At 46.2% G+C, this 25,566-nt stretch carries 27 protein-coding genes; 15 read left to right on the top strand and 12 right to left on the bottom strand.

All coding sequences use genetic code 11. The features are described from left to right. Positions 1-38: 38 nt before the first annotated feature. The 5 genes from EP181_RS09945 (at position 39) to efpL (ending at position 5,275) form a co-directional block, all read left to right on the top strand. Entirely contained in the window at positions 39-977 is a 939-nt protein-coding gene (locus tag EP181_RS09945; RefSeq protein WP_172959741.1) for a patatin-like phospholipase family protein, read from the top strand. 96 nt (positions 978-1,073) lie between these two features. After that, entirely contained in the window at positions 1,074-2,429 is a 1,356-nt protein-coding gene (locus EP181_RS09950; protein ID WP_127471495.1) for an urea ABC transporter substrate-binding protein, read from the top strand. Further along, the gene (locus tag EP181_RS09955) at positions 2,426-2,983 is read left to right on the top strand and encodes a hypothetical protein (protein WP_127471496.1); all 558 of its coding nucleotides are present in this window, start codon (positions 2,426-2,428) and stop codon (positions 2,981-2,983) included. Before EP181_RS09950 ends, EP181_RS09955 begins: the two co-directional genes overlap by 4 nt. Before the next feature lie 35 nt (positions 2,984-3,018). Next, complete coding sequence (locus EP181_RS09960; RefSeq protein ID WP_127471497.1) at positions 3,019-4,554, top strand: diguanylate cyclase; 1,536 nt, start codon at positions 3,019-3,021, stop codon at positions 4,552-4,554. Positions 4,555-4,711: 157 nt separating this feature from the next. Beyond that, positions 4,712-5,275, top strand: a complete 564-nt coding sequence (gene efpL, locus EP181_RS09965; RefSeq protein WP_127471498.1) for an elongation factor P-like protein EfpL — start codon at positions 4,712-4,714, stop codon at positions 5,273-5,275. 79 nt (positions 5,276-5,354) lie between these two features. Here the strand turns inward: efpL and EP181_RS09970 are convergent, their stop codons facing one another. Next, positions 5,355-5,801, bottom strand: a complete 447-nt coding sequence (locus EP181_RS09970) for a BLUF domain-containing protein (protein ID WP_127471499.1) — start codon at positions 5,799-5,801, stop codon at positions 5,355-5,357. A 118-nt stretch (positions 5,802-5,919) separates the two neighbouring features. Between EP181_RS09970 and EP181_RS09975 the strand changes: the two genes are divergently transcribed. From EP181_RS09975 to EP181_RS09990, 4 genes are all read left to right on the top strand, one after another. Then, positions 5,920-6,303: a hypothetical protein gene (locus tag EP181_RS09975; RefSeq protein ID WP_127471500.1), complete on the top strand. Its 384-nt coding sequence runs from the start codon at positions 5,920-5,922 to the stop codon at positions 6,301-6,303. Between the two features lie 236 nt (positions 6,304-6,539). After that, the gene (olsF, locus tag EP181_RS09980) at positions 6,540-8,288 is read left to right on the top strand and encodes a bifunctional ornithine lipid synthase OlsF (RefSeq protein ID WP_127471501.1); all 1,749 of its coding nucleotides are present in this window, start codon (positions 6,540-6,542) and stop codon (positions 8,286-8,288) included. 96 nt (positions 8,289-8,384) lie between these two features. Next, positions 8,385-8,624, top strand: a complete 240-nt coding sequence (locus tag EP181_RS09985) for a hypothetical protein (protein ID WP_127471502.1) — start codon at positions 8,385-8,387, stop codon at positions 8,622-8,624. Further along, positions 8,621-8,908 carry a type II toxin-antitoxin system RelE/ParE family toxin gene (locus tag EP181_RS09990; RefSeq protein ID WP_127471503.1) on the top strand — a complete coding sequence of 96 codons (288 nt, stop codon included), beginning with the start codon at positions 8,621-8,623 and terminating at the stop codon, positions 8,906-8,908. Before EP181_RS09985 ends, EP181_RS09990 begins: the two co-directional genes overlap by 4 nt. A gap of 47 nt (positions 8,909-8,955) precedes the next feature. Here the strand turns inward: EP181_RS09990 and EP181_RS09995 are convergent, their stop codons facing one another. From EP181_RS09995 to uvrD, 5 genes are all read right to left on the bottom strand, one after another. Continuing rightward, a complete protein-coding gene (locus tag EP181_RS09995) occupies positions 8,956-9,369 on the bottom strand; it encodes a type II toxin-antitoxin system VapC family toxin (protein ID WP_127471504.1) in 414 nt (137 codons plus the stop codon). Positions 9,370-9,380: 11 nt separating this feature from the next. Further along, on the bottom strand, positions 9,381-9,641 hold the full coding sequence (locus EP181_RS10000; protein ID WP_127471505.1) for a type II toxin-antitoxin system Phd/YefM family antitoxin: 261 nt from the start codon (positions 9,639-9,641) through the stop codon (positions 9,381-9,383). 250 nt (positions 9,642-9,891) lie between these two features. Then, a complete protein-coding gene (locus EP181_RS10005; protein WP_127471506.1) occupies positions 9,892-10,683 on the bottom strand; it encodes an ABC transporter permease in 792 nt (263 codons plus the stop codon). Beyond that, on the bottom strand, positions 10,680-11,303 hold the full coding sequence (locus tag EP181_RS10010; RefSeq protein ID WP_232023424.1) for an ABC transporter ATP-binding protein: 624 nt from the start codon (positions 11,301-11,303) through the stop codon (positions 10,680-10,682). Before EP181_RS10010 ends, EP181_RS10005 begins: the two co-directional genes overlap by 4 nt. Positions 11,304-11,305: 2 nt before the next feature. Further along, on the bottom strand, positions 11,306-13,606 hold the full coding sequence (gene uvrD, locus EP181_RS10015) for a DNA helicase II (RefSeq protein ID WP_127471507.1): 2,301 nt from the start codon (positions 13,604-13,606) through the stop codon (positions 11,306-11,308). A 399-nt stretch (positions 13,607-14,005) separates the two neighbouring features. Between uvrD and trxA the strand changes: the two genes are divergently transcribed. The 5 genes from trxA (at position 14,006) to hemE (ending at position 18,344) form a co-directional block, all read left to right on the top strand. After that, the gene (gene trxA, locus EP181_RS10020) at positions 14,006-14,320 is read left to right on the top strand and encodes a thioredoxin TrxA (protein WP_127471508.1); all 315 of its coding nucleotides are present in this window, start codon (positions 14,006-14,008) and stop codon (positions 14,318-14,320) included. Positions 14,321-14,469: 149 nt separating this feature from the next. Next, complete coding sequence (gene rho / locus EP181_RS10025) at positions 14,470-15,726, top strand: transcription termination factor Rho (protein ID WP_127471509.1); 1,257 nt, start codon at positions 14,470-14,472, stop codon at positions 15,724-15,726. Between the two features lie 148 nt (positions 15,727-15,874). Then, positions 15,875-16,123 carry a type B 50S ribosomal protein L31 gene (locus tag EP181_RS10030; RefSeq protein WP_127471510.1) on the top strand — a complete coding sequence of 83 codons (249 nt, stop codon included), beginning with the start codon at positions 15,875-15,877 and terminating at the stop codon, positions 16,121-16,123. Positions 16,124-16,375: 252 nt separating this feature from the next. Then, entirely contained in the window at positions 16,376-17,095 is a 720-nt protein-coding gene (locus tag EP181_RS10035) for a thermonuclease family protein (RefSeq protein ID WP_172959742.1), read from the top strand. A 184-nt stretch (positions 17,096-17,279) separates the two neighbouring features. After that, positions 17,280-18,344: a uroporphyrinogen decarboxylase gene (gene hemE, locus EP181_RS10040; protein ID WP_127471512.1), complete on the top strand. Its 1,065-nt coding sequence runs from the start codon at positions 17,280-17,282 to the stop codon at positions 18,342-18,344. Between the two features lie 158 nt (positions 18,345-18,502). Here hemE and EP181_RS12520 read toward each other — a convergent pair whose 3' ends face one another. The 4 genes from EP181_RS12520 to mutY all read right to left on the bottom strand — a co-directional run bounded on the left by EP181_RS12520 (position 18,503) and on the right by mutY (position 21,160). After that, positions 18,503-18,754: a hypothetical protein gene (locus EP181_RS12520; protein WP_232023425.1), complete on the bottom strand. Its 252-nt coding sequence runs from the start codon at positions 18,752-18,754 to the stop codon at positions 18,503-18,505. Further along, entirely contained in the window at positions 18,724-19,719 is a 996-nt protein-coding gene (locus EP181_RS10045; RefSeq protein WP_232023426.1) for an EAL and HDOD domain-containing protein, read from the bottom strand. The genes EP181_RS12520 and EP181_RS10045 overlap by 31 nt, the downstream gene beginning before the upstream one ends. Before the next feature lie 129 nt (positions 19,720-19,848). After that, complete coding sequence (locus EP181_RS10050) at positions 19,849-20,049, bottom strand: oxidative damage protection protein (RefSeq protein ID WP_127471513.1); 201 nt, start codon at positions 20,047-20,049, stop codon at positions 19,849-19,851. A gap of 4 nt (positions 20,050-20,053) precedes the next feature. Further along, positions 20,054-21,160: an A/G-specific adenine glycosylase gene (gene mutY / locus EP181_RS10055; protein ID WP_127471514.1), complete on the bottom strand. Its 1,107-nt coding sequence runs from the start codon at positions 21,158-21,160 to the stop codon at positions 20,054-20,056. A gap of 99 nt (positions 21,161-21,259) precedes the next feature. Here mutY and trmB point away from each other — a divergent pair, with 99 nt between their 5' ends. Further along, a complete protein-coding gene (gene trmB / locus EP181_RS10060) occupies positions 21,260-21,997 on the top strand; it encodes a tRNA (guanosine(46)-N7)-methyltransferase TrmB (RefSeq protein ID WP_127471515.1) in 738 nt (245 codons plus the stop codon). 27 nt (positions 21,998-22,024) lie between these two features. Here the strand turns inward: trmB and EP181_RS10065 are convergent, their stop codons facing one another. Together EP181_RS10065 and hemW are read right to left on the bottom strand one after the other, a co-directional pair. After that, a complete protein-coding gene (locus EP181_RS10065; protein ID WP_127471516.1) occupies positions 22,025-24,205 on the bottom strand; it encodes an AsmA family protein in 2,181 nt (726 codons plus the stop codon). Between the two features lie 88 nt (positions 24,206-24,293). Next, a complete protein-coding gene (hemW, locus tag EP181_RS10070; protein WP_127471517.1) occupies positions 24,294-25,493 on the bottom strand; it encodes a radical SAM family heme chaperone HemW in 1,200 nt (399 codons plus the stop codon). Between the last annotated feature and the right edge of the window lie 73 nt (positions 25,494-25,566).

Raw genomic sequence — 25,566 nt, forward strand, 5'->3', positions numbered from 1 at the left:
CCACCACAACCATTTCACCACCGCCAAACTCGTTAGGTGTGGCCTTGGTTTTAGGCAGTGGTGGCGCGCGCGGCTTAGCGCACATTGGGGTGATTCGTTGGTTAGAGTCGCACAATTACCACATTCAATCCATCTCGGGCAGCTCGATTGGCGCGCTCATTGGTGGCGCGCACGCCGCGGGCAAATTAGACGAACTGGAAGCCTGGTTTAAAAGTCTTACCCAAAGTGATATTTTTAGCCTAGCCGACATTGCCTGGATGCGCACCGGACTCATTAAGGGCAACCGACTCTTTGACACTCTTAAAGAGATTATTGGCGACCCTAACATTGAAGACCTGCCCATTCCGTTTACCGCAGTGGCCAGCGACATTGAAAACGAAAAAGAAGTGTGGCTCGAACGCGGCTCGTTACTGACCGCTATACGAGCCTCTACCGCCTTGCCAATGATTTTTACTCCCAGCCAAATTGACGGCTTAACGTTGGTAGACGGTGGCGTGCTTAACCCCATTCCCATTGCGCCCACTTTTAGGCAAACCCCCGACCTAACCGTAGCGGTTAACCTAGGTGGCAAACCCAAAACGGCGCGTGCCGTACCCTCTTTACCGGCCAGCGCCCTATTACCAGGCCTGGTCAAATCATCCAACAATGCCCACAGCGCAACTAACGTCTTTAAGCGCCGTTTAAAAAGCGTACTCAAATACCTTCACCTAAGCATTTTAGGCAAACTCTTTTTGACCGATAGCACCTTAAAAAGTAGCTTAAAAAACCCCTCTTACTGGGATGTATACGAAATAAGTTCGCGGGCGTTTGACAGCATGCAAAACAGTCTAGCGCGCCAAAAATTAGCCGACTACCCGCCCGACCGCCTAATTGAAATTTCGCGTGATGCCTGCGGCATGCTCGAATTTACCAAAGTGCATGAGATGATTGCACTGGGCTATCAAGCCGCCGAAACAGCGCTTAACCCAACACAGTGACCAAAAAACCAACAAACTAACCCACTAACTTACCAACACGCTCATTTTTTTTGGTAAAGTGAGTGCTTATTTATCTACTTAGGCTATGCGCTAAACATGCTTAACACTCGACTTGTGTTTATTAAAGGACTGGTTGTTATTTTGGTGTTCACCGTTACTTTTCTAAGTTACCTAGGCTACCAGGCTTACTCATCCATAAATTCGCCTATTTTGGTTGGAATTTTGCATGCGCAAACCGGCACGATGCATTTAAGCGAACAACCCGTTGCCCAAATGACTCAGCTGGCCATTGACGAAATTAACGCCCAAGGAGGCATTTTAGGTCATCCTATTAAAGCCGTATCTCTAGACACACAATCCAGTCCACAAACTGCCGCCTTGTTGGCGCAAAAACTTATTAAAGAACACAACGTTTCGGCCCTGTTTGGCTGTTGGACATCATCGTGTCGCAAAGCGGTAAAACCCGTTGTTGAAGCCAGCGACCATGTATTATTTTACCCCGTGCAATACGAAGGCATTGAAACCTCAGACGCCATTGTCTATTTAGGACAAACTCTAAACCAGCAAATAAAACCCACCTTAAACTGGGTGGGTCAACACCTAGGGCAACGGCTTTTTTTGGTGGGCAACGACTACATCTATCCACGAATGGCGCATTTGTACATTAACGACTTGGCACCCTTGTTAAACCTTAGCGTAGTAGATGAACACTATGTGCCGTTGGGTCAAACAGACTTTAGCGCCATTATTCAAGCCATTACACACGCCCTTCAAACCCCGGACATCCCGACCGCACCCAACCAAACTGCGTCAAAACTGGTGATTTTAAACACCTTAAATGGCGACAGCAACATCGCTTTTTTTAAGGCCTTGCATGCGGCCGGACTGCATCCCAGCACGCAACCCATTGTGTCGTTTAGCGTATCTGACAATGAAATAAACACCATCACCCAACAAGTAGGGGTTACGGCCGTAACCGGACATTATTTGGCTTCAAGTTATTTTGACGGCGTGATTAACTCTAATAACCATCAGTTTAAAAAACGCTTACAAAAACAAGACATCACCATTCCACAAAATGCCGCCACGGTAAATGCCTATTCGGCACTTTGGCTTTATAAACAAGCTGTTGAATCGTGTGGCAGCTTTGAACCGCGCCTTTACAAACCCTGTTTAGCCTACCAAAGCTACGCCAGTCCAGCCGGCATTTTAAGTCTGGACAAAATCAACTTTAACGCCTGGCAAGCCAGCCGCATTGGGCAGTTAAACAGCCAAATGCACTACGATATTATTTGGGATTCTAACACCCCCATTAAACCTGAAAACACCCCACACACCCGTTCTGACCAGGCCTGGTCAGAATCGTTATTACACTTTTACACTCAATGGCAACAACAATGGCAGCCCAAAGATCAACCCAAAGATCAACCTAACTCGGCGGTGCAACCATGAACTTAATTGGCGTTTTAACCCAAAAGTTTACCCAAAAGTTTACCCACCGCATTTTGCATCAAATTATTGTGGCCATGCTTCTAGTCGCCCTGTTGCCATTAGGGTTAGTGTGGTACCAAGATCACGCCAATAAACACCAACTCTATCAAAACCATTTAATAAATTTAAACAGCACTCTACGCTACAACGTAGATTTAATTGTTTCGCATGTTGAGCAACAACAAGCCTTAATTGAAAACATAGCCGCCACGCCGTTAGTAGGCAACTATTTTGACCCTCTATTTCAATACAACCCTAACTATCAACAACGCTTGGCGAACTATGGACAATCGCTGATTCGAAGTGGACAAATTTTTGATTGGTTTATTATTTCGTTACAAGGCGATATTTTATATTCGGCGCAAGCCGAGAACGATTTACACTCCAATTTAATTCACGGCCCTTATGCACAAACCGCTTTAGCGCAGGTCTTTAAACTTAGCCGAGATTTACTCAGTACCGAGCTCTCTGGATTACGCTACTACGCACCGTCTAATAAATACGCCTCTTTTTAACCACGCCTATTTACGCCCAAGGCACGCTTAAAGGCGTGTTAGCGTTTCAATTCAACAGTGAAACCCTTTTTTCGTTGGTCAGCAGTTACAACGGGCTAGGCAAAACTGGCGAACTGGTGGCCGGTGAGCTGGCGGATAACGGCGACATCATCGCAGCTATTCCGCTTAAATACGACCCTCAAGCCGTTGACAACCAACGTAAACTCAATAAAGGCAACGAAGCCATGGGCATGCTCAAAGCCATTAAAGGCCAGTCGGGTAAGGGGATTATTGTTGATTATCGAGGGGTAAACGCACTGGCCGCCTGGACATATGTGCCGCAATTAAAATGGGGATTAGTGGTTAAAACCGACTTAAGTGAACTGCAAGAACCCGCACAACAAAAAACTCAGCAACTTATTGGCTTAGTGTTAGCAATAGGCGTGCTCATCGCCCTGTTAAGTGCCTTGGCCGCGCGATTTATAAGCACGCCGATTCAACAACTTCTAGCCGCTATGCAAGACTACACCCAAGGCCAGCGTAACCGCCGCGCACGCATTCACAGCAATAACGAAATGCACATTTTAGGCACTGCTTTTAACACCATGGCCAACCAAATTGACCAACAGATGACCGAACTGTCAACGCAAGCACAGTATATTCAAACCCAATCGGGTCAAATTGAGTCTATGAACAACGAATTACTTCGCACCGTTAGCCAACGCACATTAGAGCTTAAAAAAGCCAACGCCGAGTTAAACGAAAACCTTCAAATTGTCGACGACCATGTTGTATTGGCTCGCACAGACCAACATGGCACTCTTCAATATATTAGCCACGCATTTTGTCGTATTATTGGTGTGCAAAAAGACCAACTTCTGGGAAAAAACATTGCACAACTTGATATACCGCTGGTACATCAAGTTCAAAGTCAGGCTATTCAGACTACGCTGTTGCAAACAGGTCAATGGCAAGGACAAATTGAGTACACCAATGTAAAAAATCAAACCTTTTGGCTGACTATTATCATAAACACCATTACCGACGCGCAAGGCGAACTAACCGGCTTTACCGCTTTGGGCGACGATACCACCTACCAAAAACGCCTAGAACAATGGGCCATTACCGACCAACTCACCAGACTGTATAACCGCCATCATTTAACCCAAGTGCTTAATACTGAAGAACAACGTATGCAACGTTATGCACAACCTTTTTGCCTGATCATGTTTGACATTGACCACTTTAAACAAGTTAATGACCAGCACGGTCACGCCGTTGGCGACAAAGTGCTTATCGAAATAGCGCAACTTATGCAACAACACTCTAGAGAAACCGACGTATGCGGTCGCTGGGGCGGCGAGGAGTTTTTGTGTATTTTGTCGTCCACCCAGCTTGATGATGCTGCTTTAGCGGCCGAAAACCTGCGTAAAGCACTTGCCAATCATACCGCGCCCAACCTCCCCGCTATTACATGCAGCTTTGGGGTAGCGCAATATCAAACCAACCTAGCCCAATGCCTTAAAGCCGCCGACGATGCACTGTACAAAGCCAAGCACAATGGCCGCAATAAAGTGTGTGCCGCTTTGTAACGGTTTGGGTTTGGGTGTTAGCTTTAGCTTTAGCTCAATATGCGTGTTAAAGACATTAAATGCCTTGCAATGTTTGCTTGCTTTAACGCACCAAACTATCGAAAATAGCGCACATTATTTAGACCCATTTAAAAAGACCCCATTTAAGGATAGTTTTATGCTAAGAGCCAACGAACTCAAGAAAGGCGACATTGTTGAAATCAATGGCGTGCCGCACATTGTTAAAACCTTTGACGCCAAATCACCGTCGTCACGCAACGCCACCACACTTTACAAAGTGCGTTTAAACAACTTAAAAACCGGTCAAAAGCTCGACGAATCGTTTAAAGGCGAAGACCTACTTAAAGAAGTGGATTGCGCCAAAGCCACGGTACAATTTTCGTACATGGACGGCGACAGTTACGTGTTTATGAACACCGACGATTACAGCCAATACCTGCTGAACAGCGACGATTTAGAAGACGAAAAAAATTACCTTACCGAAGGGTTAGGCGGCATTACGGCGGTGATATTGGACGACCAGATTTTAACCATTGAACTGCCCACTAACGTAGACTTAGAAGTGGTTGACACCGTACCTGGCAGCAACGCCACGTCGGGTGGGCGCACCAAGCCTGCGGTGTTATCCACAGGTTATCAAATTCAGGTGCCTGAGTTTGTTGAACCACACGAAAAAGTAAAGGTGAGCACCATTACCGGCAAGTTTTTATCGCGTGCTTAACACTTAATGCTTAACACTCAATGCTTAGTACTTAACGCGCAGAGCAATGTCTGCTGGGCATGTCTATTAAGCGTTTTTATTAGGCATGCACTTTAAAGGCTTCTACCAATACTTTTGCCACGCTGGGTTTTATCCAGTTTTCAACGCTCTCTTGCGATTCCAGTAACGGCACATAACCATCGCCCACGGGCAGTGACTCAGATTGTCCGTCTGTGTTCAATATCGACTCATCGTGAAACGCCATCGCCCAGTCACTAAAATTGCGTTGTTCTAAGGGGTTTTGATACAACTTAAGCACGTCGTAATGTCTAAAATCGAGTTTAATTTTAGCAAATAACGCTTCTACAACATCTGACTCACCCTCGAGCACTTGTAAAAAAGAGCCATTTTTATACAGCAACATACCTGTAATATCATGGCGTTGATTATAGCGTCTGGCTTTTTTAAGCAAATCAAGCAACTCTGTTGCGTTAAATAATTTAGGCGCACGGCTGGTATAAGCAATTTCTATAAGATTATTTTTCATAATTGTACCTTTTGGTTATATACATTATACGTCTGCATGATTAATATTAATTACTATGAAAAATATTTACGATATCCGTTGCAGCAATTGTCGCTTACTAGTTGAACATGCAGGCAGCATGTCTGCTTTTGCGCAACAAATAGAACGCAGTCAAACCCAAGTGAGCCGCTCTATTGGCATTCACCCCGTGCGCAATATTGGCGAGAAACTCGCTCGTCACATCGAGCACAGCTTTTGTTTACCGCAATTTTGGCTCGATATCGACCACACACATCAAGAAATGCCGGTAAAAGCCTATTTTAACCACTTAAATCAAGAAAAATATCTTGAACTGCATCAAATTTTGTCCGATATATTATTGGCCGTAAAAGAGCATCGCATTGACGAAGTGACCTACACGCAGTTACTTGAAATGGCCAGACAAGCCAATAAAACCACCGAGAAAAACGCCGAGTCATTCGACTCTTCTAACACACTTAGTTTTACACCTGCTAAAGATTAACTCAATCGTTAAAAAATTGCTTTAAAAGCGCGCAACCTCCCTTCACCGACTGGCCACACAAACAGCCACAAACTATTACAAACAGTGCAATCAGCCATTAACTGACCAGGCCTGGTCACATTGTAACCATACATAGGATACAAACTCGCTGTTCACGATTAATTCACCGTTAATTCATCTAACGTTAACATGGTTCGTAAATACTGTGTCTATTCTTTCAATTAAGATGGATCACCATGCTCAACCTTGAAAAAGCCTTAAACGAAAAATTTCCCGACCTATCGCAAAAACTGGGGGGCAAGTGGCTTATTAAATTTATAAAAACCCTTACCCACGAAACCGAAATTAACGACTTTATACAAACCCACCAACATTTGCGCGGCTTTGCGTTTTTAGACCACGTGCTGAATCACTTTAACTTTGGCTATCGGGTCAGCGCACGTTCGCTAAATCGCATCCCTGCCGAAGGCCGGGTTATTTTAGTCGCCAACCACCCTATTGGCTCGTTAGACGGCTTGGCGTTGCTTAAGATGGTGCGCAGTGTGCGCCCAGATGTGCGCATAGTCGCCAGCGATTTGCTCAACCACATTGACCCGCTACAATCGCTGTTTTTAGGGGTAGACAACCTCAGCGGCAAACCCAGCCATAAAACGCAATTTAAAGCCATTTTGGCCGCGCTTGAACACGACGAAGCGGTGATTATTTTTCCGGCCGGTGAGGTGTCACGCATTCGCCCCAACGGCGTGCGCGATGGCAAATGGAAAGCCGGCTTTTTAAAATTAGCCCAAAAAGCCCAAGCCCCCATTGTGCCCATTTTGGTAGACGCACGTAACTCGGCGCTGTTTTACGGTCTGTCGGCACTGTACAAACCCTTAGGCACGCTCATGCTGGTGCAAGAGATGTTTAACAAAGAATATCAAGAAATCGAATTTCACATTGGGCGCGCCATTCCTTGGAAAAACGTCGCCAAACTTGAACTGCCCGCCAAAACCCTAGCGCACCGTTTTAGAAAACATCTGTACACCCTCGATAAAGCCGGCAAACCAGGCAAATCATTTAAGCCCAACGATTTGTTTGAAACCGTCGAAACCATCGCTCATCCAGTAGACCGAAAAGCCCTTAAAAAAGCCTTAAAAACCGCGCAATTGCTGGGCAAAACTCAAGACGGAAAAATCATTTACCTGTACGATTTTGTCGCCGACTCGCCCGTTATGCACGAAATAGGCCGCTTGCGCGAACTCACCTTTAGAACCGTAGAAGAAGGCACCGGTCACGCCATAGATTTAGACGTGTACGACAGTCGCTACCGCCATTTGGTGTTGTGGGACGAAGAAGATTTGGAGATTGTAGGCGCCTATCGCATTGGCGAATGCCAAGCCATTGTAGACGCGCACGGCGTGGCGGGTTTATACACCAGCACCTTATTTGAGTTGCAACCCGAGCTGATCCAAAAACTGCCCCACGCCATCGAGCTGGGACGCAGCTTTGTGCAACCGCGTTACTGGGGCATGCGCAGTTTAGATTATTTGTGGTACGGCATTGGCGCATACGTGCGCCAACATCCACACATTGCCTATTTGTTTGGCCCAGTGTCGCTCAGCAACGCTTATCCGGCCAACGCCAAACAGCTCATTATGGCGTTTTATCACCAACAATTTGGCCCAAGCCAACCGTACGCCCTAGCCAAACGTCCGGTCACCGTATCGCCCGAAAACCAAACCGTCGCGCACACCCTGTTTAACGACGACTACGCGACCAGCTACAAAAAACTAAACGCACTCTTAGAGCTAGAAGGCGTTAAAGTCCCCACCCTGTTTAAACAATACGCCGAACTGTGCGACGACCGTGGTTGCGAATTTATAGACTTTAGCGTCGACCCACAATTTGGCGACTGCATAGACAGTTTAATTTGGGTCGAATTGGCCAAAATTAAACCCAAGAAAAAACAGCGTTACTTAACGCCGTTAGAAGAGTCAGGAAAATAAAAATTGATTTAGCCAGGCCTGGTTGGCCTGGTTGAAGTCATCAGATCACAGCTTTTGTTGTATACTTCTTCAACAGGATTAATGAGGTATCTCACGATGTATGCAATTGAATTTGAAACGGTTGTTAAAAATGGCTTTATCCAGCTTCCGGCTGAGCACACCGAATTCGCACTCAAACCAGTCAAGGTCGTCGTCATACTTGACGAATCAGAAAAGGCACAAAAAATCGAGCAGATGCAGGCTTTGGTCAATGAAAGCTTAGCAAGTCAGCCCAGTACCAAAACAATGGCTGAGATTAAAGCACTCGCCAAAACAAAAATTGGCATTTTGGCTTGAGTTATATTCTCAATAAACAGGCCGAAAATGACTTGGTTGCCTTGTACATTCAAGGTTATCAGCAATTTGGCGAGCAACAAGCCGAGCACTATTTTCAGTCACTTGAATCCACATTTGAACTACTCGCACAGTTTCCAACCATCGCCCGCATCAGAACCGAACTAACCAATGATGTTCGTGTTCACTCGCACGGCACGCACCTTATCTTGTACCGCATCGCAAACAACTCAATTGAAATCCTACGCATTCGCCATGCCAAAGAAGACTGGCTAAACAACGAATAATCAACCAGGCCTGGTGAAGATACCTTTAAATGTTTTAAAAAACATCATTACGAACGAGTTCCATCGAATGGATTTAACCATTCCACTTCCAGCATTTTAAAATCGGCGACATTACGCGTTACTACCGTTAAATGATGTACTTTTGCAGTGGCGGCAATCATGGCGTCTTCATACAGCGTATTGGACGTGCCATGCATCAATTTAGCCCACGTTCTAAACACCTTGCCATCCAGCGGAAGAATATTGTAACTTTCTGCAACTCGATTCAGCCAAGCCTCAATTTCGTTTGCCTTTTGAGGGTCTTGCATTCGTGTTAACTCTATACCTGCCTGAATCTCGCCTAAACTAACCGCCGAAACAAACAGTTGATTGTCGTCAATCCGTTGAACCCACTCAACCACAGCACCATGCGGTTTGACACGGCGTAACTCAGAAATAATATTAGTGTCGAGAAGATACATAATTTTTCTATTTAACCTTCTAACAGCGTAACTTCACGACGACGCGCTTGCCCACGTTGCGGCAAAACCAAGTCGCCACGCGCATCATCACTCAAAAGTAAGCTTTTTAAACTGGGTTTAGCGGAAGACTGTAATTGACGCCACAACTCAATCGGCACCAAAACCGCCGTTTCACGGCCACGCTTTGAAACCATCTGTGGACCATCGTGTAAACAAGTCTCTAAAAACTCACTAAAACGCGCCTTCGCGTCTTGAACTGGCCAAGTATGCATAACCAAACTCCTTCTGACTAGAATAATGACTAGTTTACTCATTGCAGACTAATTCACAAGCCTAAGTTAAACCAAAGATCAGAAAACCCTGATCGACGCATAAGAAAAGGGCAGCCCACCCTTTTTCATCGACTTCACTTACCGGGTTAAAAAGACGCTTTTTTTGCCTAATCTGCATCAGATTTGCATCAAACCTACGTCAAAAATAAGCTTAAAACACGTTACCAGGCCTGGTAACTTTAGTTTTAAGTTACGCTTTCACCAAGCGTTCTAAATTTAAGCGTTGTCGGTCATCAAACAGCCGTTTACTGGCCATACTTACGGCAATTAAGGTGCCTAAACCGGTTGATGTGGCAATCAGCAACATAATCATAATTTGATATTTTACGGCTTCCATGGGCTCGACTCCGGCTAGGATTTGCCCGGTCATCATGCCGGGTAGCGAGATGATTCCGGCGGCGACCAACATGTTAATGACTGGAATCATCGCAGCGTGCAAACTTTGCTCTCTTATAAAACCCATGGCCTGTTTGGCGGTTTTGCCCAATGCCAGTTGCGCTTCTATTTTGGCTTTAAGCTGCACTGCATTGCGGGTTAAGGTGTCGAGCCCCACGCCAATGGCGGTCATGCTGTTGCCCAATAACATGCCTAACAGCGGTATGGCGTATTGCGGTTGATACCAAGGCTCGGGCTGAATCACCAACACCAGTACCCCAACCAGCAGCACCAACGAGGTAAGCGACAGCGACAATAAGCCAATCCACAAGCTGTGGTAACGTGCAAAACGGTATTTTTGCCGCTTGGCAATTTCGTAGCCAGCCGCGCTAAGCATCACCACGCCCACTAACACCACCCACAACACGTTTTCTGCGTAAAACACCCAGCTGAGCCACACCCCCATCAACAACAATTGAACAATCATGCGGGCACTGGCCCACCATAATTGCTTAACTTGGCTAAAGCCGTTTAGCCATAACACTACGCCCAGCAAAACCACCAGGCCTGATAAGGTCAGCAAATCCCAATAACTGATGGCAATCATACGGATCTCTCTTTTGGTTCAAGACGGCACAGGCAGTGCGGTGTCATCATGCGTTGTATTTGACGCGAATCGTGTGATATCCACAACAGTGCTCGCTGACCCTGGTCTTGCGCCACGTACTGGCTTAACCAGGCCTCGACTTTTAAGCAGGTGTTTTCATCTAAATTGGCGGTGATTTCATCCAATAACAACACGCTGGGGTGATACGATGCGCCGCGCAATAACGCCAATCGCTGTTTTTCTCCGCTGGATAAACTGTCGGGGTTTTTGGCTAAAAAACTGGCTTCTAATCCTAACGCCGCTAAGTCAGCGTCACTGGGCAAAGTATCAAAGTGCGCGGCGACCGTGTCGTTCCACCAGGCGGTTTCGGCTGAAAAATACATCACCTGTCTGCGCCAAACATCCGGCGCAGTGAGCGACTGCGCTTGACCGTTTAACCAGGCCTGGCCAGTATGGTCAATTAAATCGGCTAGGGCTTTAAGCAGTTGCGATTTGCCACTGCCCGACTCGCCCTGCACCATCCATACTTGACCGGCTTGCACTTTAAAATCAACGGTTTGCGTCATGCCTTGCGCCGCCAAACCTTGCACTTTAAACAGCTCCACGTTGCTTAAACTCATGATTAACGGCGCTCTAGATTGGCGTACGCGGTCACCAACCATTTGGCACCGGCTTGACTAAAATTAACCTGAATGCGCGCGTGCTCACCTTGACCTTCTACGCCCAACACCACGCCTTCGCCAAACTTTAAGTGAAACACCCGCTGGCCAATCGCAAAGCCAGTGTCATTTTGAGCCGCCAGGGCCGCATTTAAACTTGAGTTAGAACCGTTAGAATACCCTGAGTATCCGGGATATCCGGTGGGTTTGACCGAGCCACTGAGCCTTACAAACTCTAAGCATTCGGCTGGAATCTCTTTAATAAACCGCGACGGTAAAGGATTGTATTCACTGCCGTGCAAACGACGGCGATTGGCAAAGGTAATAACAAGCTGACGTTCGGCGCGCGTTACGCCAACGTAGGCCAAGCGCCGCTCTTCTTCTAAGCGCGCGGGGTCATCAATCGTGCGCTGCGATGGAAACAACCCCTCTTCAACCCCAATCATAAACACCAAGCCAAACTCTAGGCCTTTGGCGGCGTGCAGGGTCATTAATTGCACGGCCACTTCCCATTGATCGGCTTGCTGTTCGCCCGCTTCTAACGCGGCCTGCGCCAAAAACTCGGCCAGTGGGTTGCTGGTTGCGGCGTTTAACAACAAGGTGCCATCGCTTTGCGCTTGTGCATCAAAACCGGCTTGAATCACCTGAGCTTCGCTGGCGATTGCCTCGCTGGTTTGTTGTGCCGACTCTTGTCCAACCGGCGTCTGCTTAAATTGCGCGGCGGCGTTAATCAACTCGTCAATGTTTTCTAACCGGCCTTTGCCTTGCTCAGAGCTGTCTTTTTCAAAATACGTTTGCAAGCCCGAACGCGAAATGACTTTAAGCATTTGGTCTTCCAACGGCAGGGCTTGCAAGGCCTGGTCAAAGTCGTCAATTAACATTAAAAAGCTCTCCAACGCCGTTTTAGCGCGCGCGGTTAAACCTTTTGCCACCAGTTGCTGAGCCGCATCCCACAACGAAATTTGTTGCTCACGCGCCACATCACGCAAAGTGTCGGAGGTTTTTTGACCAATGCCGCGTGGCGGATGATTGTGCACGCGCTCAAACGCCGCGTCGTCGTGGCGATTGATTAACAGCCGCAAATAGGCCAAAACGTCTTTGATTTCGGCACGATCGTAAAAACGCAACCCACCATAAACACGATATGGAATGCGCGCCTGCAATAACGCCTGCTCCATAATGCGCGATTGAGCGTTAGAGCGATACAACACCGCAATGTCATTGCGCTGGCCACCTTGGTCGCACCATTGTTCTATTTGATGACAGACGTAACGCGCTTCGTCCACCTCGTTAAACGCTTCATACACTTTTATGGGTGCGCCATCTTCACCCGCGCTCCACAACTCTTTGCCCATACGCGAGGTGTTGTGGGCAATTAAGCCGTTGGCGGCTTTTAAAATGGTATTAGTTGAACGATAATTTTGCTCTAAACGCACCTGAATAACCTGGGCAAAATCGGCGTCAAATTGGCGAATATTTTCAACCTTAGCACCACGCCAACCATAAATGGATTGGTCGTCGTCACCCACCACAAATAACTTACCGCTGCCACCGGCCAACACCCGCAGCCAGGCGTATTGCAAACTGTTGGTGTCTTGAAACTCGTCCACTAAAATGTGTTTATAACGCGCCTGATAATGCGCCAACACATGCGGATTTTTTAACCACAGCTCATGCGCACGCAACAATAACTCGGCAAAATCGACCAGGCCTGATCGCTGGCATTGTTCTTCGTAGGCTTTGTAAATTTGCACCATCTGCGCCACAAACGGATTGTGTCCCACGTCAATATGATGCGGACGCCGACCCTCTTCTTTTTCGCCATTGATAAAGGCTTGTACCTGCTTATGTGGCCATTGTGTTTCGTCCAGTTCAAGTGCTTTTAACAGGCGTTTAATCACCCGTTTTTGATCATCCGAATCCAATATTTGAAAACTCGCGGCCAAGCCCACTTCTTGATGATGCTGACGTAACAACCGATACGCAATGCCGTGAAACGTACCCATCGTTAAACCGGCGGCATTTTGTCCTACCAAAGCCTCAATTCGACCGCGCATTTCGCTGGCGGCTTTATTGGTAAACGTCACCGCCAAAATATTGTAGGGCGAAAAGCCCATCACCTGCGACAACCAAGCAATACGATGCACCAACACCCGCGTTTTGCCACTGCCCGCGCCGGCTAAAATTAACGCATGCGAATTATCTGCCGTTACCGCAGCGCGTTGCGCATCGTTTAAATCATTTAATATATACGAAATATCCATGGGCTTGGTTTCCAAACAGTTGCTTTTAAATAGGCGCTATCGTACGATAAAACCCAGTGTGTTGGCAGGTTGTTTGTCATTTTTGGCTCAAAAAGCACCCGCAATTGACCACAAAACACATTACAAACACACTTAAAATAAGTCTTGCTATTTAATTTAAGTTAATGTAATAATTACCAACAATTTCAAAACGACGCACTGTTTTACGTAGATTGAGGTTTCAAACCTCATCAACCTGTGTCGATTCAGCTGACTTGTTATCCTTCAGCTAATTAAACGCTATTAAAATTCCAAACGAATCCCAGCCAAACCTAACTCTTCCTTGCAATATTGGTTAACCCAAATTGCGCCTTAGGCACAGCTGTGAACGTATCAGATTAAAAAGAACCAGGAGAAACCATGATTTCAACAAGCGATGCAAATTTTGACACCGAAGTATTACAATCTGAGATTCCCGTTCTAGTCGATTTTTGGGCGGAATGGTGTGGTCCTTGCAAAATGATTGCTCCTATTTTGGACGACATTGCAATTGAATACCAAGGCAAAGTAAAAATTGCCAAGTTAAATATTGATGAAAATCCAGCCACCCCGCCTAAGTTTGGTGTGCGCGGTATTCCTACATTAATGCTGTTTAAAAACGGTGAAGTAGAAGCCACTCAAGTGGGTGCCTTGTCTAAATCACAATTAAGCGCATTTTTAGACGGTAACTTGTAATTTAATTTACAAATTACGCCTCCTAAACGCCGTTCGGCCGTTTAGGAGCACAATACACTGATTCGCATCCTTTCTAGACCATTCAAAAAATCCTCTAAAAAGTCCTTTTTTAGTCATTCCTTTAACGCCTTAAGAACCTCAAATCTATTATGAACTTACTCGATTTAAAAAAACAATCCGCCGCCTCTTTGCTAGAACTGTCTGCCACCATGGGACTGGAAAACTTAGCCCGACTACGTAAACAAGATATTATTTTTGCCATTCTCAAGGCGCACGCTAAAAAAGGTGAAGACATTTATGGCGAAGGCGCGTTAGAAATTCTGCCCGATGGTTTTGGATTTTTGCGCTCGGCCGACGGCTCTTATTTGGCTGGCCCCGACGATTTATACGTCTCTCCCAGTCAAATTCGCCGTTTCGGCTTACGCACAGGCGATACCATTCAAGGAAAAATTCGCCCACCTAAAGAAGGTGAGCGTTATTTTGCACTGCTTAAAGTGGGCAAAATCAACTTTGAAGACCCTGATGTGGCGCGTAAAAAAATTGCCTTTGAAAACCTAACCCCGTTACACGCTAACGAACGTTTAACCATGGAAATAGGCAACGGCAGTACCGAAGACATTACCCCGCGCATTATCGACATTGCCGCCCCTTTTGGTAAAGGTCAACGTGGCTTGATTGTTGCCCCGCCAAAATCGGGTAAAACCGTTATTTTGCAACAAATAGCGCAATCTATTGCCGAAAACTACCCCGACTGCTACTTAATTGTATTGCTCATTGACGAGCGTCCTGAAGAAGTTACAGAAATGCAACGCACGGTAAAAGGCGAGGTTATCTCCTCGACCTTTGACGAACCTGCAACGCGTCATGTGCAAGTGGCCGAGATGGTGATCGAAAAAGCCAAACGTTTGGTAGAACACAAAACCGACGTAGTGATTTTATTAGACTCTATTACACGATTGGCGCGTGCTTACAATACCGTCGTCCCATCATCGGGCAAAATTTTAACGGGCGGGGTGGATGCCAACGCGTTGCACCGTCCAAAACGCTTTTTTGGGGCGGCGCGTAACATCGAAGAAGGCGGCTCTTTAACCATTATTGCCACCGCCTTAGTCGACACTGGCTCTAAAATGGACGAGGTTATCTTTGAGGAATTTAAAGGTACCGGTAACATGGAACTGCACTTATCGCGCACCATTGCCGAAAAACGTATTTTCCCAGCCATTAACCTGACCAAATCGGGTACACGTAAAGAAGAGTTGCTAACCTCCAAAGAAGAGTTGCAAAATATTTGGATTTTACGTCGCTTCTTACAGTCTATGAGCGAAGTGGATGCCATTGAAACCTTAATTGAACAGCTCAAAGTCACTAAAACAAACACCAATTTGTTTGAAGCGATGAAACGTTAATTAAACCCGTTCTTGAAACTTAACAACGAACTATTAACAAACTATTAATTATTTTATTAACCCTATTCTAAAAAAGAAACTTGCAATTTAGTGATTAATCATTAAAATGCATTTCTTTTTGAAAATAAACAAATATTGGACCGTTATCATGCAAGCAGACATTCATCCAGCGTATAAAGATGTAGTTTTCCAGGATATCTCAACTGGTGAAACCTTCGTAACGCGTTCAACCCTTACTAAGACTTCTGGTGAGAACATTACCGTTGACGGTAAAGACTACCCTCTAGTACGTGTTGAAGTTTCAAGCGCTTCTCACCCTTTCTACACTGGTAAACAAACACTGGTGGATACTGAAGGTCGTGTTGAAAAGTTCAAGCAAAAGTACGCTCGTCGTTAATAGCGGTTGTTTTAAACACTTTAAAACATCGGTTACAACGCTTAAAAAAGCGCCTTGGTATTTGCTAATGGCGCTTTTTTTATGCCTAAAATTTAAGCGCATAACACCGTCCTTTAACCGCTTAAAGAGCCTGCAACGGTCTTCTAATGTGTAATTGACATTGTAATTGGCTCAAAAGCCATTACAATCAATTCTATGAAAAAACAACTCTTCTCTTTTTATGGCTTTTTTGGCCTATTTATCAGCGCGCTTATGCAGACTATGCCTGGCACAGTGTTAGCGGCAGACGCCTGCAACACCAACCAAGTTGAACTCTGGGTTAAAGTCAGTTATGCCATCAGCGGCGACACCGTGGTGATTCAGGGGCAGCGCGTGCGCTTGGCGGGCATACAAGCACCCGAACTGGAACGCAAAGAAAAATTTAATACCCGCGGTGAACCCCTTGCCAAAGAGGCGCAAACCTTTCTGAACAAGCTGCTGGCCAATAACGACTTAGAAGTGGGCATTGAATACGACACCACCAAATTAGACGCCTTTAACCGCACCATGGCGCATCTTTTTTTCAAGGACGGCACCAGCGTACAACAAGCCATGCTTAAAGCCGGGTTTGCAGTAGCACGCACCACCGACGACAACATTAAATACGCTCAATGTTATTATCAAGCCGAACAAACCGCACGCACTGGCCAGTTTCAATTATGGGACTTTTTAGCTAAAAACCCTGCCGTGCATTACCCTTTGGTAAAAAGCAGTGAAATCAATCGCGAAGACGGCGGTTTTAAAATTATTCAAGGAAAAATTGAAAAAGTCTCTAAAAGTGGCACCAATTACATTTTAAACATGGACACCACTGGTGTGCGCGTTTCTAAGAAAATTGGGATAAATTTGACTACAGCGCTCTGCAAAAACTCGAGGGTCAAACCATCGAAGCGCGTGGCCAAACTTACTTTTACAAAGGCGCGATGTATATGATTATTGACCACCCTTATGCGCTGGACGTTTTTAACCCACTTAACGCCAAAAAATAACCTATTCTTGCGCCATGCAACTTTTAAACCACTAAAAACGTCCTTTAAAAATCGTTTTTAGTGGTTATATAGGGTTCTTTTCCGCTAAAATACTCTTCTTTTTTGCATCCCTCAATAAGGCTTTTCTCATGGCAGAACTACAAAACGATCGTTTTTTACGCGCACTTTTAAAACAACCGGTTGACCGCACGCCTGTTTGGATGATGCGTCAAGCAGGCCGTTATCTGCCTGAATACCGCGCCACGCGTCAAAAAGCTGGATCGTTTATGGATTTATGCCGCAACGCCGAACTGGCCTGCGAAGTGACTTTACAGCCTTTAGAGCGCTACCCGTTGGACGCGGCCATCTTGTTTTCGGACATTTTAACCATTCCCGATGCGATGGGATTAGGTTTGCGTTTTGAAACCGGTGAAGGCCCAGTGATTAGCAACCCAGTGCGCACCATGAGTGACGCTAAAAAATTATTTGTACCCGACATGGCCAGCGATTTAGGCTATGTAATGGACGCGGTTAGCACCATTCGTAAAACCTTAAATGGCCGCGTACCGCTTATTGGTTTTTCGGGCAGTCCTTGGACATTGGCCACTTACATGGTCGAAGGCGGCTCAAGCAAAACATACGCTAAAATTAAAGCCATGATGTTTGATCAACCTAAAACCTTGCACCATATTTTAGACGTGTTGGCCGACTCGGTGATTGCGTATTTAAACGCGCAAATCGAATCTGGCGCGCAAGCCGTGCAGATATTTGATACTTGGGGTGGCGTACTTACTCCGCGTGATTACCACGAGTTTTCACTGCGTTACATGCATAAAATTGTTGATGGCTTAAAACGCGAAAACGACGGGCGCAAAGTGCCGGTTATTTTATTTACCAAAGGCGGCGGGCAATGGCTAGAATCTATGGCCGACACGGGCGCTGATGCATTAGGCCTAGATTGGACCACCGACATAGATGTGGCGCGCGCACGCGTAGGCGATCGCGTGGCGTTACAAGGCAATATGGATCCGTGCATTTTATACGCCTCACCTGAGCGCATTCGTGCCGAAGTAGCAACCATTTTAGAAAAGTATGGCAAAGGCTCAGGCCACGTCTTTAACCTAGGCCACGGCATTCACCCCGAAATTAACCCAGAACACGCCGGAGCCTTTATTAACGCAGTAACCGAATTAAGCGGTCAATACCACGTTTAACCAATATTGGTTTTAAACCAAAAAGCCCGCATGCGGGCTTTTTGATTATTTCTTAGTTATTTAAAATGTGATTTGCTTATTTACAAACCAAATCAAACCAATCCAACCAGGCCTGGTCAAACCAATTTACAGGTTTAAACTTAAACCTTGTTTAACGCTTAAAACTTTAAACTCTCGGCAAACTGCATGGCTTGCAAATACAATTTACTTAACTCCGTTCCGCTTAAACCGCCGGGCAAAGTAAAATCGGTAGAGCCTCGTTCAATGCCCTTTACCGCTTGCAACACTTCACCCATAATGCCAGACCCACACAACAGCGCATCTTGTATAGCCGGCTCTAAACTGAGTTTAGCCAGCAACTCACTCAACTCGGCGTCCATTAAAGCGTCAAGACTGGAAAACAACCCCACGGTAAAATAGGTTTCTTTAGAAAATCCGCCCAAGACATTTGCGGCCAGATGCATGGCCACCAATTCACAAAACGCGCCCGAATCAGTGACGTTCTAAAAAGCTCAAGCGGCTTATCATCGACGCCCGACAGCACCAACATACTTGCCCAGCTTTTAAGCCTATTTAAACCAAAGCGTAAAACCGCATCGTGAATAGACTTTATGCTCGAACCATTAGGACTGCTTTGAGCCACTAATTTAAGCAGTTTTTGACTGAGCACCACATCTTTGCTCACAATGGCGCTTAAGCGGTGCATGTCAATATCGGGGTCGTACACACTGGCAAGTAACTCTAATACCGACAATTTGTTGGTGGGCAAACGCTGACCCTGAATAATTTTTGGTTTAGCAAAAAAGTAACCTTGAAACAAATCAAAGCCCAACTTTAAACAAAACTCATACTGCTCACGACTTTCGACTTTTTCGGCCAGCAACAAAATACCTTGGGCTTTTAAACGCGCAGCATGCTCGGCTAGTTTTTTAGGGCCAACCTGCAAAATGTCCACTTTAATAATATCAGCAAACTCTTCAAGCGCCTCAAGCTCTGGATTAAACACATAATCGTCTAACGCAATGGTAAAGCCCTGCTCTTTTAATGCCTTGAGCGAGCTCATTAACAAAGGCGTGACTTTAACGTCTTCTAGCACCTCTATGACCACTTTATTGCGCGGAAAAAATGGCTGATATTCGCGAACCAACAAACCTTCAGTAAAATTAATATACGCTTTGTGCTCGCCCACCACATCGACTAGTCCAATGTCACCAAACGCATTCATCATTACCTGTGCGGTGGCAGCATCGCCCCCTAAAATAACCGCACGGTTGTCTTCCGAATTACCTCTAAACAATAACTCATAAGCCACGACTTGCATTTGCGTATTAAAAATGGGTTGACGGCCGACAAAAATATCAATTAACGTTTTCATTGGTTTTTAAATCCTAATCCTGAATGCTAAACGACTAATTTAAGATAAAGTATGGCATCAACTAAAGCGCTTTAAACTCTTCAGGCATGTCAATATCTTCACCGCTAAATAAGAATTTTTGCATCTCTTCTAACAAAAAGAGCGCGCTTTGGCATCTAAACTCGATAAACGGTACTCATTAATTAAAATCGTTTGTTGTGTTAACCATTGTTTCCAGGCTTCTTTAGAAACCGTGTCGTACACTTTTTGACCCAACTCACCTGGAAAAGGTAAAAAGTCCAAACCATCTAACTCTTCACCCATTTTGGCGCACTGTACTTTTCTAGACATTGGATCACTCCTTACTTGTATTGGTTTTAATGGTCGAACTGGCGTCCACATTTATTAAACTTATTAATTTAGTCACCGGTGCAGGAATCCCCAAAGGATTATCGCAACCAGTAAAGCCGTTTTGCAGGTCGTGTTGATTAACCCAAACCCCATTATAGGGCGCGGCTTGCTGCTCAACCAAACGCACATACACTGGCTGAATATCCAGGTGATAATGCGAAAATGTGTGTCGAATAGCATGCCATTCTATCAAACTCTGTTGCTCTGCTGGGGGAGTTTGCAACGCCATGTTTAATGACGCCTTACAGGCCGCAACGCTCTCATGTTCGGGAAAACTCCACAACCCACCCCAAATGCCTTGTTGCGGGCGTTGTTCAAGTAAAACTTGTCCGTGGACATTTTCTAAAATAAGCATGACCGTCTGCTTAATGGGCTTGAGTTTTTTAGGTTTAGCCTGCGGAAACTGCGCCACACTTTGAGTTGACCAGGCCTGGCAAGTGCTTGCCACAGGGCATTGCGCGCATTTAGGTCGCGTGCGTGTGCACAGGGTTGCGCCCAAATCCATAATGGCTTGCGTGTAATCGGCAAAACGCGCTTGGGGGGTTAAGGCATCGGCTTTGAGCCACAAATCGGTTTCAATGACTTTTTCACCAGGCCAACCTGGCAGAGCGTAATAACGACTTAACACCCGCTTAACATTGCCGTCTAAAATGGCATAACGCTGTTTAAGAGCAATGGCCAAAATAGCGCCTGCGGTTGAGCGGCCAATACCCGGTAAAGCGACAATATCGGCAAAGGTCTGCGGAAACTCGCCGTTGTGCTGCTGCATGATGAGTTGGGCGGCTTTGTGCAAATTGCGTCCCCGCGCGTAATACCCCAGGCCTGACCAATGCGCCAACACCGCTTCTTGCGACGCGTGCGCCAAATCTGCTAAGGTGGGAAACCGCGCCATAAAGGCCAAATAATACGGAATAACCGTTTTGACTTGAGTTTGTTGCAGCATAATTTCCGACACCCAAACGCGATACGGCGTAATGTGGCTTTGCCAGGGTAAATCGTGCCGACCTGACTGGTCAAACCAGGCTAAAAGTGATTGTGAAAAAAGGTTCATATCAGATTACTAGACCTCTAGGGCGCCTCTATTAAATGGGTTAAAAATGCACTTTTACAGTATACTACGCGGCTTAATCACCTCATATTACAGACTATTATGACCGACCAAACATCTAATCCTTCCAGCTTAATCAACGATTCAACTCTAGAAAAAACTCCTAATTTGGCGCACCGCATTAAAAGTTTTGTGTTGCGCCAAGGCCGTTTGTCGGGCGCGCAACAACGCGCGATTGACGAACTTTGGCCCCAATTTGGGTTAGAAGTGACCGATGAGCTGCTTGACTTAAACGCGGTGTTTGGCCGTGAAGCGCCCACCATTGTCGAAATTGGCTTTGGTATGGGCACCAGTTTAGTCAATATGGCTATGGCGCATCCCGAACAAAACTACATGGGTATTGAAGTGCATCGTCCTGGGGTGGGCGCGTTGCTTAAATTAATAGCCGAGCACAATGTCACCAACATTCGGGTGTTTAACCACGACGCAATTGAAGTCTTAGAAAAACGCATTCCCAAAGCCAGTTTGGCGGGTGTGTACCTGTTTTTTCCAGACCCTTGGCATAAAAAGCGTCACAACAAACGCCGCATTGTGCAACCCGCGTTTGCGCAAACCATCGCACAACATTTAACCATAGGCGGAGTATTTCACATGGCGACCGACTGGGAAGATTACGCGTTGCAGATGATGGAAGTGATGAGCGCCGCACCCTTATATAAAAACACCGCCGGTGTTAATCAGTACACCCCGCGCCCCGATTATCGGCCTTTAACCAAGTTTGAACAACGCGGCCATCGCTTGGGACACGGCGTATGGGATTTGGTGTTTGAACGGGTTTGATAGATTGCACAATAACCATTTAACAAATTACTGTAACGCTTTGCCATTAACCACGCCAGCCAAATTGGCCGACCAGTTGGCTTGATTTAATGTGCCGTTTAGACCAATAGGCACCACCCAGCCAGCAAATTGCGCTAAGGCTGTGGGCAAGTGGCTTAATTGCAATTTAATCTGGCTGTTGAGCGTGGCGTGGTTTAAATCGGCTTTAGCCGCTCCTGTGCCCAAAAAACCGTTGCCAACCAAGCTGAGTTTGCTTACTTCAAACACGCCCTGCGTTACCTCACCCATTAGCACCAACTCATTAAACGCTGTACGGTCTTGCTGACTTTGTGGCGTGCCTGCCAATAACTTTGGCACATCCAATCCTACCAACGCTCCTTGACTGACTGTGAACAGCAAATGACCGTTTAAATTTTGCTTTAACGCCACTTGATTGCTGCCACGGGTACTGAGATTAAAGTGACTTTGCAAGCGTCCTTCTAACTGCTTATAGTCCCAGCCTTCGGTCAACAAGGGTGCCAATGCCAAATCGCTTACTTTGCCTTGCCACTTAAATGCTGGCGTACTGCCGCGCACATCAATGTCAAAACGTGACAACAGCGCCCCTTCATACACCTGACCATCCAGTGGCGCTAACTGCATCACACCCTCTTTGGCGCTCAGCTCAAGCGACAGCGATTGCGCCTGAATGTCGAGCACTTTAAAACCGCTTACCTGCAAGCTCCCTTGTGCTTCAACAGCGCGTAACGTACTTACGGGAACCGCGATGGGCAAATACAACTCTGGCTCTAGGTCTGCTTTTAGATCTGCTTTTAGGTCTGCTTTAGTCTCTGTCTTAAGCTCTGTTTTAGGTGCTGACTCTATAACCAAGTTTAATTCAGGTGTTTGACCAGGCCTGGTTAAATCAACGGGCGTGATTTTGGGCGTTGCGTACGCCATGTAAGCGTCTAAATTAACTTCTGCGGCGTTCAACACAAAATCAATGCGCGCTTGTTCACCAAATTGCTGTTCGTATTGACCCGTTACTCGGACTTTATCCAACGCAAGGTCTAGGTTCGTAAAACTTAATTTTTGATTCATCCACTGCCAGTTAAATTTTCCTGTGCTGTGGGTTAACGCTTTAGGGTCAACAAATCTTGGTAAATCAATGCCTAAATGGTACGCCCAGTTTTTAAAATTAATGCCTTTGGCATCCACCCAGCCATTAAGTTGGGCTGGTGTGCCATAACGCCCACTAAAATGCGTTTTAATGCTGGCGTCTAACCCCTTAAACTCACCGTTTACCATCTCAATGTCTTTAGAATCTAACTGCCAGCTTAAACGTTCACCCGACGTACTTACTCGTACTTGCGGCACATTACGCTCGGCCGGTAAGCTTATTTTTAGCAATCCGTCCCAATCGGTAAGCGCCCATGAGTTAAAGTGTTGGTTAATGCTTACAAACGAATTGACATTAAACGCGTACATTTGCGGGTGTTCGCTGTGACGATAGTTAAACTCCAAACTGGCTTTAAATGGCTCATGACTGGCCACGTCAAAGGCCAAAACATTCAAATTATCCAGCACCATTTTTTGACCCTTAATTTCATCGGTAAAATGCACTTCGCCCTTTTGCACCACCAAGCTTTCAATCGCCCATACCAGTAATTGGCTGGTTGGTGTCGAACTTGGCAACGCAACCGAAGGCGCAACCGCAGCGGTGCTTACCCTCACGAACCCCTCAAAGTCGGGTACAGCGTGCGCAATCTGCGTAGTCAAAGCGGCTGATTGAGCCTGTGGTAAATGTGCCAACAGTGCCTGTAAATCAGACCAGTTAGTGCTCGTGGGTGTTTTAACCAAATACAATTTAGGCTCAATCAGCTCTAAACTCACCACCGAAAGATGTTTATGAACGAGCAAATCCCACACCGAAAATTGAATGTGAGTTTTACCTAAACTCAGCAAATCACGCTGGGTAAATTCGGCCGAGTTTTTAAAATAAGTTTGCCCCACTTCTAATGCAAACGGAAACACCGCCACTTCAATTGCGCCTTCAATCTGCATTTCACGCCCGGTGAGTTTAGCCACCTCTTGCTCAATTTGCGGTTTGTAGCGGTTAAAGTCAATAAAGCTCACAGCGGCCGAAAATCCCAAAAACAACAAAATAGGAATAATGGCCAACACCAGCACGCTGACTTTAATGAACTTACGAATGGATTGGGTATTCATGTCATTTCCTTAATTTTCTTAATTTTCTTAATTTTCTTAACGTTCATATCTAAAATTACGACTAAAACGCCAACGACAATAGCATTTATTACTCTAAAAAAAGCCCGACCACATCGTTTAAGAAGGTCTGCCCCAAGGTGCTCAACTGCAACGTTGACTGCCCGGTTAAACCTGCAGAAACCTCCCCCCAACCGTTGGTTTGCAGTTGCGCCAACTGGCTTGCAATGCGCTCTATCGGCAAGCCGGTGCGTTGAGTAAACAGCGCCAAATCAAAGCCATTTTGCAAGCGTAAGGCGTTTAACATAAACTCAAACACCGCATCCATTTCATCCACCTGATGCACTCGACCGATCGCGTGCGCCCAGCTTAAACCGGCTTTGGCGTCTTGCATCATGGCCACATAACCGCCCGGCGACGCGGGCATTTGCGTGCGCCAAATTTGGCCGCTGGGCGCGTCGGTAATTTTACCGTGTGCGCCCGCACCCAAACCGACGTAATCGCCAAACTGCCAATAATTAAGATTATGCCGGCACGAGCTGTGCGGCTTGGCGTAGCCCGACACCTCGTAATGCTCGTAACCGCTTTCTGCCAACACGGCTTGGGCGGCCAATTGCATGTCCCAGGCCAAATCGTCTTCGGGCAAAATGGGCGGATTTTTATAAAACGGCGTGTTGGGTTCTAACGTTAATTGATAATGCGACAAATGCGGTGGCGCATACTGTATGGCCTGTTGCACGTCGGCCACGGCTTGCTCAAGCGTCTGGCCGGGTAAGGCAAACATTAAATCTAAATTAAAGTTGGTAAACCCGGCTGCTTTAGCACTTTCAATGGCGCGATGCGCTTCATTGGCCGAATGAATTCGCCCTAACGCCTGCAATTTTTGATCGTCAAAACTTTGCACGCCCATCGACAATCGATTGATGCCCGCTTGGTAAAAACCAGCAAATTTCGCAAAATCGACGGTTCCTGGATTGGCCTCTAAGGTAATTTCAATGTCCGGGCCAAACCCCAATAAGGCGCGCGCGTGCGACATAAAGCGATTTAAACCGTCCTCGGACAGTAAACTGGGCGTGCCGCCACCAAAAAAAATCGAGTGGATCGGCCGCCCCCAAATCAAGGGTAAGGTTTGCTCAAGCTGTTTAATCAGGGCGTTAATGTACGCCGACTCGTCCACCGCCGCCGTGCCGGCTTTTAAGGTGTGCGAATTAAAATCGCAATACGGGCATTTTTGCACGCACCACGGGTAATGCACATACAAGCTTAAGGGAATGGGTTGGGTAAAATTCACATAACATCCAAAATTAATAGAAACGCAGTATTGCAGTATTAACTTAACGCATCATTTTAAAGTGACCAGGCCT

The organism is Thiomicrorhabdus aquaedulcis, assembly GCF_004001325.1.
GTDB classification, from domain to species: Bacteria; Pseudomonadota; Gammaproteobacteria; order Thiomicrospirales; family Thiomicrospiraceae; genus Thiomicrorhabdus; species Thiomicrorhabdus aquaedulcis.